The sequence below is a fragment of the Clostridiales bacterium genome (assembly GCA_030016385.1).
Taxonomy (GTDB): Bacteria; Bacillota; Clostridia; order Clostridiales; family Oxobacteraceae; genus JASEJN01.
In genome coordinates, this window is record JASEJN010000022.1 from 36,985 (window position 1) to 45,923 (window position 8,939).

Genomic DNA, 8,939 nt, shown 5'->3' on the forward strand with positions numbered 1-8,939 from the left:
GCTCCCACCTGCTCTGAGTATATCAAAATCATTTGAAAATATTATTTCCATCGCTAAGATCTAAGTATATAGAGTCTGTAAACTTGTTCAGGGCAGAATCAAAACTTATCTTCGCAGAAGTCTGATTCTGCTAAACGGATTTAAACGATTTAAAAAATATACACATACACAACCAGAGTACCTTCTTCATGTCAATCTAAATATAAAAAAATTATTAATTATTGTTTAACACTTCCAACAACCAATCCTGTGGTAAAGTATTTCTGCAGGAATGGATAAACAGCCAAAATCGGCACCAAACCGAGGAACAATTGGGCTGCCCTTCCTGTTTGTTCATTCATTCTGGATAGCAGAGTATAATAATCCGAGCCTGACTGCCTTAACATATCTCTGAAATTGGTCAAAAGTGTTTGCAAATATGTCTGCAAGGGATATTTTTGGGGGTCATGCATGAAAAGCGCTCCGGTAAACCAATCATTCCAATGATATACAAAGGCGAACAAGCCTACTGTCGCTAAAGCGGGCTTTAGCACCGGCAATAAAATAGAAAACAATATCCTGAAGTGCCCCGCGCCGTCAATCATTCCAGCTTCCTCCATTTCGGGGGGCAGATTTCTCATAAAGTTCATAAGTATTACCATCGAGTAAACAGGGCACGAAAGCGGCAATACCAAAGCCCAGATTGTATTCATAAGCCCAAGATCAGTTACCAGTATATAATACGGAATAAGCCCGCCTCCAAACAACATCGTTATTACGTAGAATGTCATATAGAAATTTCTTGCAGCAAAACGCTGGGTAGTTTTTGACAAGGGATATGCAGTTGTAACCATCATAAATAAGTTAATGCTTACACCCAAAATACATCTTATAACAGAAACTTTAAACGCTTGCAAAAACTTTCCGTTTTCTATTGCAAACTCATAGGACATCAGCGTGAAGCCTTTGGGAATAAAATAAACTTTCCCTGCAGACACAAATCTGGGCGAACTAAATGATACGGCTAAAGTATTTAGAAGCGGAAGAACACATGATAAGCAAACAAGAATTATGAAAATATAATTAAAAACATTAAATATTTTTTGCCCTTTAGTTTTATATTTCATTTTTCTTCTCCTTTAGAACACTTTATAGTTTGCTACTTTGTTCGCTACAAACAAAGATAAAGAAATTAAAATACATGAAACAACTGACTTAAATATACCTACAGTCGTACCTATGTTATATTTGCCATTCTGAAGACCAAGCCTGTAAACAAATGTATCGATTATGTCCCCTTTGGAATACACTACCGGTGAATACAGATTGTAAACCTGATCAAAACCGGCATTTAATATATTACCAAGTGCAAGAACAGTCATCAAAACAATGATTGGAGCGATGGTCGGAATGGTAATATACAGTGTTTGTTTCCATCTTCCTGCTCCATCTATTATAGCTGATTCATAGAGCTGAGGGTCGATTGAAGTAATTGCAGCCAAATAAACAACCGTACCGAATCCAAATGTTTTCCAAACATCAGAAATAATTACCGTCCAGGGAAAAACACTGGGACTTGAAATAAACTGAACGGGATGGATGTGAAGGGCTTCTAGCATTATATTTACTATCCCGTCTGCCGATAAGATGTTGTATAAAATTCCGGCCATTATGACCCAAGAAATAAAGTTTGGAACATAAACAATGGTTTGAAAAAGTCTTTTGGTAAAATTGGAGCTTATTTCATTAAGGAGTAGGGCAAACACGACGGAAGACAGTGTTCCAAAAACCAACTTAAAAAAAGATATAAACAGTGTGTTGTAGATTGTATTCAAAAACTGTGGTTGAGAAAATATCAATCGGAAATTATCGAATCCCACCCACGGTGATTTGAAAAATCCAAGGCCGGGATTATAATCTTGAAAAGCCATAATCAATCCATACATGGGTAAATACGAAAAAATAAACGTCAAAATAATTCCAGGTAGTAAAAGTACATGAAAGGGCCAATCTTTTTTAAGCTGTTTTATCATAAAAAATCACCTCACTAAAAAGTTTGATTAGATAGACGCTGACTAGTTAGGTTGAAATTTGAAGGATGCTTTCGGGCGGCTTGTAATCTTGCCGTCTCCTTCATTAACATTTCAATTCCCTGGCTAATTCAGCGTCTACTTAATATCCGGTATAGCCTTCAAAAGATACAGTTATTCCTGATGGTCAACAATGGAGTAATAAATTTATTTGCCGCCGTATTGTTTATTGACAGCGTCTTCCATAATTGTGCCGCCATTTGCATACCAGTCAGATATAACCTTATCGTAATAACTTACGGGCTCTTTACCCATGATGATTTTAGTAAATCCTTGAAGCGCTATATCTATAGTATTGACTGTTTTGTCAAATTCGACAGGAGGAGGCCCCCACATATTTGTTCTTATTATATTACCTGCATCGATCAACTTTTTACTGTTGTCATATGCACACCCATCGAAGCCTTGCTGCAAATAAGCGCCTAAGCCACTGGGATTATGATTTTTAATCCAATTTATGGAGTCGCTGTATTTTTTCTTCATGCCTGAAGTGTACAGTTTACTTGTGTCACCTGTCTTCAGCGCTGCAAGAACATGTTCAAACTGAATCATGTCCGCTGTAGGATCAATAATCTCAAATGCACCCGGAGTATGTTCTCTTTGACCATCGGTAAATCCGTGGAACTGTTCATCGGTAAGAACAGTGTTGGGATCGAACATAACATAATCCGTATAACTTAAGAGCTTCATTACCGCTGCGGGATTTTTGCAATCCTTGTTTACAACGATAACTGAACCGTTAGGAAAGCCTATTTGTCCGAGAACCTGGGAACCGTCCACTGTCGGGAACGGGAATGGAATCATGTAAGCATCATTGCTATTTTGTGCCGCAACAAGGTTAGGACCATTGAGCCAGCCTTGCCACTGATAATATGGCTGCATGCCTGTTTTACCGTTAACAATATCTTCATTCATCTTGTTGCTATCGGTATTTGCAAAATCCGGATTAATAATACCATCTTTATACCATTTAGCCCATGTCGCAAGGGCCGTTTTCATCTCCGGATGAGTTATACCTGCTTTAATTCTTCCTGTCGAGTCTTTGTACCAAAAGTAGGAACCGCCGCTTGGAGTGCCCAGATACACTTTAAACATAGGGCCGGTCATGAAAAGCTCATCTAAAGTATTGCTTATGCCTAATCCATAACCACCATGTTTTTTCATGAATGTCTTTGCTAAATTTTCAAAATCAGCAACCGTTTTCAGAGGAGGCTTGTTTGCTGCTTCATACCAGTCTTTTCGTACCCACAAATCTTTTGGATTATCAATTATTCCGTAGTAATATCCCGGTATTCCATATATTTTGCCATCTACAGTTGTAAGTTTTATCGTATCAGGATCGGTTTTTTCATAATCTCTGATGCGTTGTGAGGTATACTTGTTATATGCATCTGTTACATCCTGTAAAAGCCCTGCCTGCATAAGTTGTCTAAACTGGATATAGTTACATTTGAATACATCCGGCAAAGTTTTCGATGCAATAGCCATATTCAGCTTCGTATCGTATTGTGAACCTCCTTCATCAATCCATAGATATGTGACCTCGATACCTAAATCCTTTTTCCACGCTCTTATCCATGGATTATTTGCTTCGCTGTCGCCTTTTTCAAATACTTGGTCCGAACCCGTACCTTTTACTGTAGTTATATTAACCATAGTTTTATATGGCTGCTTCCAATTGCCTTCGGGTACAGGTTGAGATTCTCTTGAACCCTTGCCTGGTTTTCCGACTTGAATCACTTCACTGTCGGCACTGTTCGAAGGTGTTGTAGCAGTTTTACCGCCTTTTGAGCACGCAGCACTTGAAATTGACACTGCCAGAGCTAGTAAAAACAAAACAAATCTTTTAATGTTTCTTTTCATAATCTCTCCCCCTTCAAATTAATTGAAATTCTTAAGCACTTCCTGTACATAACAGTTGAAACAGCTTTTACGATAAATCTGCTATTTTAAAAATCCTTTTACAACTTGTACCCGTATTGCAATTAATTGAAATTGCAAATGCGTACCCCATAAAACACTTTGTCCCCTCCTCCCATTGTTCCTTTTCCCATATCAAACAACTTTTGGCGTTATGGAAATTTTATTTTGCCACCGGACGTTTTTCTGCTTTATCTGCGGCGCCTGCATTCTCTTTGGCTGCCGCCCTGTCAGCGGACATTTCTTCCACGGTCTTTGTATGTAATCTGGCAGCTCCCTGATAGCCTTCTCTAGTTGGAATCAGCCTACCTGATTTCAATCTTTCTTTCGCCTCTTCGATTTGTCTTGTATACTGTGGCAGCCATTTTTCCTGCGCTACCAGCATCTCATCCACCAGCTGCCAAATTTCCGGGGGATTACAAACCGCACCAACCAATGGGTCCATCATCATTGCCTGCCTCAGAAGAATATCGTCACCATGTACAGCCGCTTCTACGGCCAACCGCTGTACGCTGATGCTGGCATTGCAAACAGCTGCACAACCCAGCGGCAAGTCACCGACTTTTGGTATATTTATTCCATTGGCATCTACATATCCAGGGACTTCCACCACTGCATCATCCGGTAAATTGGTTATTGTCCCTTCATTTACTACATTAAAATGGCCTCTATACAAACGGCCGGTTTCCAATCCTTCCAGTATATACGACCCATGTTCCTTACTCCGTTTTTCCTGTGTAAACTCCATGGGGGGTTCCTTAAGCCAGTTGGGAAAGTCCGATTCAAACCAATTCCTGCCCTCAGTGCATACCCGGAGATATCCGCCGGTTTCCCCATTGATCCATACGCCTAGATCAATCCAGTCACGAATCTCATCAGGACGCTTTCTGTACCATGGCACATATTCGCTTAGGTGCCCGTTGGACTCGGTACTGTAATATCCGAAACGGCGAAGCATATCTATCCTAACCTTTTCGGTCTTGCTGTAAACAGGGTGCTTTTCATACGCTTCAAGCAATTTGCCGGTCATGTCCTCGCCATTGTGCTTCACCTGTATGTACCAAGTCTGATGGTTTATGCCTGCACATATGATATCCACTTCCTCCTTCTTAAGTCCAAGTACTTCGGCTATCTGCTCGTGTCCACCCTGCACCCCGTGGCACAGGCCGATGGTCCTAACCCCGCCGTACTTGTTGCACGCCCATGTCAGCATTGCATTGGGATTGGCATAATTAAGAAGGAGACAATCAGGAGATGCAACCTCCCTAATGTCCTTACAGAACTCCAAAACCACAGGAATCCCGCGTTGCCCGTACATTATACCTCCGGCACAGAGGGTATCCCCCACACACTGGTCGATACCATATTTCAGCGGTATATCGATATCCAGCCTAAACGCATCCAATCCTCCGATCCTAACCACATTGAAAACATATTTGGCGTCCTTCAGCATGGCTCTGCGGTCGGTAGAAGCCTGTATTTTTATGTTCAACCCGTTGGCATCTATATCCCTCTGGCAAAGCTGCGTAACCATGTCCAAATTGTGTCGGTTAATGTCGGTAAAAGCTACTTCAATATTGCTGAATTCCTTTACTGCTAGTACATCCCTCAAAAGCCTCCTTGTAAAGCCTATGCTTCCTGCCCCGATGAATGCAATTTTGAACGACATAAAACAGCCTCCCTTTATATGTTGTGTTGGTGATATTATGAGCTAATTACAGAAGTAAGATTTATTATTGGAATAATATTCTTCAAATATAAAATATGCATCCATTACATGATATATGCTGCGTTTAAATAAAATCATTGTATTATCAAAACAGATATGTTATATTGTTGTTAACAAAAATGATATTAGCAGCAGTGATAATATTGCAAATTTATTTTGCATGCTAAATATAAAATCACTGCCAAAGGAGAGATAAAAATGGAATGTAAAATTATTGCCGACAGCAGTTGTGAATTAACTCCTGAAATGAAAAAAAGTATGAATATAGAGATAGTTCCCCTGACCCTCAGGCTTGAAGATAAAGAATATATAGATGACGACAGGCTTGATGTATCGCAATACATCAAAGATATGAAAGAATGTAAAACGCCTCTCAAAACATCGTGTCCATCTCCTGCAGATTTTTTAAACAAATTTGAAACCGGTAAAAGTAATTTTGTCGTTACATTGTCATCAAAAATCAGCGGTACATATCAAAGCGCAGTTACTGCCAAAAATATTTTTACGGAAAAAAACAAAAACTATATACATGTCTTCGATTCGATGAGTGCATCTGTAGGCGAAACGCTTATATGCATGAAAATAAACGAACTCGTTAAAAACGGCATGAATGAAGATGAAGTCACCCGAAATGTCAACGAATATATAAGCAGCATGAAGACCTATTTTTTGCTTGAAAACTTAGAGCACCTCGCAAAGTCAGGGAGGATCAGCCATCTGGTTGCAAAAGTTGCATCCGTACTCGACTTAAAGCTCATAATGGGCTCAAACGGAGAAGGTGGCATACGGCTGGTTGAAAAAGTAAGAAGCTACAAAAAAGCCTTTAACAGATTCCTTGATGCATGCAGCGAAAACGGAGTCAAACTTGAAGAAAAAATACTTGGCATTGCTCACTGCAATTGTCCAGATAGAGCGCTTAAGTTCAAAGAAGAGGTAAAAAAGAGATATAACTTTAAGGATATTATCATAGTAGGGATGTCCGGATTGACTTCCTCATATGCCGATGAAGGCGGGATGGTAATCGCATTTTAAATTTATTCGAATCGCTAGGCGGCATATCATGATAAATGGCGCAATTCCGCGCCATTTATCATGATACAACGGGCTCCAGCGATGAGAACTGATTCTGGCCATACACCTGCTCATTATATATATTCTCATTGTATTCACTCTGATAATAAGAAGACTCAAAGAAAGAAGACTGAAGATAAGTTTCCGTCTGCACAACAGGTGGAGAGACTATAAATGGAATCGGTATTACCCCCAGAATCGTCTGAAAGACCGATCCTCTTCTCAGCAGAATTGATTGTCCAGGTCCGAAAAACAGCGGATTAACCGCAGTCATATTATAAACCCCCCCTGCAAAAAAATCTTCCACTATATATAATATGAACCTTAGTTTAATATGCCTTACCCCAATAGACCATATACTTTGCCTCTCTTCCACAGCAAACACATTTATCAGATATATGCTCCTGCTCAAACGGAATGCACCTCGATGTAGTGCCCGCAATTTCCCTGATTTTATCTTCGCATTCCCTGTCACCGCACCACATGGCCTTTATAAACCCTGGTTTATTATCGGCAATATCTTTAAACTGATCCATATCCAAAACCTTATATGTTTTTTTCTCCATATTTGCCTTTGCTTTGTTGTAAAGGGAATCGTGTACATCATCCAGCAGCTCTGCTACTTTCTCTTCAACTTCTTCCATCTTTACAAAAATTTTTTTCCTGCTGTCCCTTCTCACTAAAACCACCTGATCCTTTTCCACATCCTTAGGTCCTACCTCAAGGCGAACAGGTACGCCCTTCATTTCATACTCGCTAAATTTCCAGCCCGGCATCTTATCGCTCGTGTCGATTTTAACCCTTAAAATCTTTGACAATCTATCCTTTATTTCATTTGCCGCTTTTAGCACTCCTTCGATGTGCTGGGAAATAGGTATTATTACAACCTGAACGGGCGCAATTTTAGGAGGAAGTACAAGACCGCTGTCATCCCCGTGTGCCATGATTATAGCTCCTATTATCCTCGTTGACATTCCCCACGATGTTTCACTTGCATACTTAAGCTTCCCATCCTTATCCGTATACTGTATATTAAATACTTTTGCAAAGTTGTCTCCGAAATTGTGGGAAGTTGCTGCCTGAAGAGCTTTGCCGTCATGCATCATCGCTTCTATGGTATATGTGGCCCTCGCCCCTGCAAATTTCTCTTTTTCAGTTTTCTGTCCTTTAATAACAGGCATCGCAAGGTAATCTTTACAAAAGTCCGCATACAGGTTTAACATTTTTATAGTCTCTTCTTCCGCTTCTTTCGGCAATGCATGAACCGTATGACCCTCCTGCCATAAAAACTCCGTCGTTCTTAAGAATGGCCGCGTAGTTTTCTCCCACCTTACAACTGAGCACCACTGGTTATATAATTTTGGCAGATCATTATAGGACTGAACAATCTTTGCATAATGTTCACAGAAAAGCGTTTCAGAAGTAGGACGAACACACAGCCTTTCCGTTAAATGCTCCGTCCCGCCTTGTGTAACCCATGCGACTTCAGGTGCAAAACCTTCGATATGTTCCTTTTCTTTAGCCAAAAGGCTCTCCGGTATGAACATAGGCATATATACATTTTCATGCCCTGTTTCTTTAAACCTTCTGTCAAGCTCCTTCTGTATATTTTCCCATATTGCATACCCATATGGGCGGATAACCATGCATCCTCTTACGCTGGAATAATCCGCAAGCTCCGCTTTCTTTACTATATCGGTATACCATTTTGCAAAATCTTCATCCATCGATGTTATTGCTTCTACAAATTTTTTTTCTTTCGCCATAATTAAATTCTCCTTACATAAAATATTAGAAAATTTCCTTTTTTATAATAAATAAAAAAAGCTTCATGCCCCCAAAGGGACCGAAGCTTCGGCGTTACCACCCCAGTTAATATATCAAAGTATAAAACTAAACAAAATCTACCCGATATATCCTCTCAAAATTTATAACGGCAAATCCCGCTGCAGATTAAAATCAACCGGTGCAGAGCTCAAAGGTGGGTTCAAAACAAGCTTTTTAAGGTCTCTCAGCAAAAACCCTTTTCTGTAAAAAAGCATTAATCTCTACTATTCCTCTTCACAGCCTATCAATTATTAAAACTTTTTTATTTAATTAACTCGTTGTGCTAGCTTTTTTACTGGTAAAAATTGCGAATGAAAAACCCC

The 8,939-nt window shown here is 39.8% G+C and carries 7 protein-coding genes and 1 other annotated feature; of the genes, 1 reads left to right on the forward strand and 6 read right to left on the reverse strand.

Translation table 11 applies throughout. The features are described 5' to 3' along the window. Positions 1-218: 218 nt before the first annotated feature. From QME45_07110 to QME45_07125, 4 genes are all read right to left on the reverse strand, one after another. Complete coding sequence (locus QME45_07110; protein ID MDI6618432.1) at positions 219-1,106, reverse strand: carbohydrate ABC transporter permease; 888 nt, start codon at positions 1,104-1,106, stop codon at positions 219-221. A 12-nt stretch (positions 1,107-1,118) separates the two neighbouring features. Continuing rightward, positions 1,119-2,012, reverse strand: a complete 894-nt coding sequence (locus QME45_07115) for an ABC transporter permease subunit (GenBank protein ID MDI6618433.1) — start codon at positions 2,010-2,012, stop codon at positions 1,119-1,121. Positions 2,013-2,216: 204 nt separating this feature from the next. After that, entirely contained in the window at positions 2,217-3,932 is a 1,716-nt protein-coding gene (locus QME45_07120) for an extracellular solute-binding protein (GenBank protein ID MDI6618434.1), read from the reverse strand. 220 nt (positions 3,933-4,152) lie between these two features. Then, a complete protein-coding gene (locus QME45_07125) occupies positions 4,153-5,658 on the reverse strand; it encodes an alpha-glucosidase/alpha-galactosidase (protein ID MDI6618435.1) in 1,506 nt (501 codons plus the stop codon). Between the two features lie 258 nt (positions 5,659-5,916). Here QME45_07125 and QME45_07130 point away from each other — a divergent pair, with 258 nt between their 5' ends. Next, entirely contained in the window at positions 5,917-6,750 is an 834-nt protein-coding gene (locus QME45_07130; protein MDI6618436.1) for a DegV family protein, read from the forward strand. 58 nt (positions 6,751-6,808) lie between these two features. Here QME45_07130 and QME45_07135 read toward each other — a convergent pair whose 3' ends face one another. Next, entirely contained in the window at positions 6,809-7,063 is a 255-nt protein-coding gene (locus tag QME45_07135; GenBank protein MDI6618437.1) for a hypothetical protein, read from the reverse strand. A 55-nt stretch (positions 7,064-7,118) separates the two neighbouring features. Beyond that, the gene (proS, locus tag QME45_07140; GenBank protein MDI6618438.1) at positions 7,119-8,555 is read right to left on the reverse strand and encodes a proline--tRNA ligase; all 1,437 of its coding nucleotides are present in this window, start codon (positions 8,553-8,555) and stop codon (positions 7,119-7,121) included. A gap of 72 nt (positions 8,556-8,627) precedes the next feature. Continuing rightward, positions 8,628-8,863, reverse strand: a binding site (T-box leader). Positions 8,864-8,939 lie beyond the last annotated feature (76 nt).

Excerpts from the sequence above, each read along its gene's own strand:
- QME45_07135 (MDI6618437.1), bottom strand. The coding sequence starts at position 7,063 with ATGACTGCGGTTAATCCGCTGTTTTTCGGACCTGGACAATCAATTCTG.
- QME45_07115 (MDI6618433.1), bottom strand. The coding sequence starts at position 2,012 with ATGATAAAACAGCTTAAAAAAGATTGGCCCTTTCATGTACTTTTACTA.
- QME45_07130 (MDI6618436.1), top strand. The coding sequence starts at position 5,917 with ATGGAATGTAAAATTATTGCCGACAGCAGTTGTGAATTAACTCCTGAA.
- QME45_07120 (MDI6618434.1), bottom strand. The coding sequence starts at position 3,932 with ATGAAAAGAAACATTAAAAGATTTGTTTTGTTTTTACTAGCTCTGGCA.
- QME45_07125 (MDI6618435.1), bottom strand. The coding sequence starts at position 5,658 with ATGTCGTTCAAAATTGCATTCATCGGGGCAGGAAGCATAGGCTTTACA.
- QME45_07110 (MDI6618432.1), bottom strand. The coding sequence starts at position 1,106 with ATGAAATATAAAACTAAAGGGCAAAAAATATTTAATGTTTTTAATTAT.
- proS (MDI6618438.1), bottom strand. The coding sequence starts at position 8,555 with ATGGCGAAAGAAAAAAAATTTGTAGAAGCAATAACATCGATGGATGAA.